Raw genomic sequence first — 701 nt, 5'->3', positions numbered from 1 at the left:
GAGGGGGCGGCGGCCCGCGTCGGCCTTCAGGCCGAGCGCCTCGCCCTGGTGCCGGCCGAGACCGTGTTCGGAAGCTTCCCGCGCTCGCTCCGCGAGACCGCGCGCGAGCAGGGCCGCGAGATCGATCTCGCCGTCCGCGGCCTCGACCTGCCGGTCGACCGCGCGATGCTGCAGGCGCTGAAGGACCCGGTGCTGCACGCCCTGCGCAACGCGCTCAGCCACGGCGCGGAACCGCTAGACATCCGCCGGGCGGCGGGAAAGCCCGACGCGGCGGCGATCCTGTTCGAGGTTGCGATCCGCGGCGGCCGCCTCGTCGTGTCGGTGGCGGACGATGGCCCCGGCCCCGACCTCGCGGCGATCGAGGCGACGGCCCTGCGCCGCTTGCTGCTCCGCCCGGGGGATCCGACCGATCCGCAGGCCCTGCTCGCTCTGGTCTTCGAGCCGGGCTTCTCGACCGCCGCGGCGGTCGACGCCCTGTCCGGGCGCGGCTTCGGCCTCTCGGTGGTCGCCGACGCCGCCCGCGCGCTCCAGGGCAGCGTCCGGCTGGAGCCGCGCGAGCCCTGGGGCAGCATCCTCACCATCTCGGCGCCGACCGGCGGCGCCGGCAGCACGAGGAGGGTGCGCACGTCGTGGAGCGCGTCGACGGCCAGCGCGAAGCGGCGGCCGCCGGCCCGCACCAGGATCGCGGTCAGGTGCGGGCT

General features: G+C 77.0%; 1 protein-coding gene. It reads left to right on the top strand.

Annotated features, from left to right (window positions below; translation table 11 throughout):
- Positions 1-701: ATP-binding protein (locus FV223_RS29190; protein ID WP_246689869.1), on the top strand; the 701-nt coding region annotated here is incomplete at both ends.

The organism is Methylobacterium sp. WL116 (assembly GCF_008039455.1).
In the GTDB taxonomy this organism is placed as follows: Bacteria; Pseudomonadota; Alphaproteobacteria; order Rhizobiales; family Beijerinckiaceae; genus Methylobacterium.
This window is presented reverse-complemented; position numbering and strand designations above follow the sequence as displayed.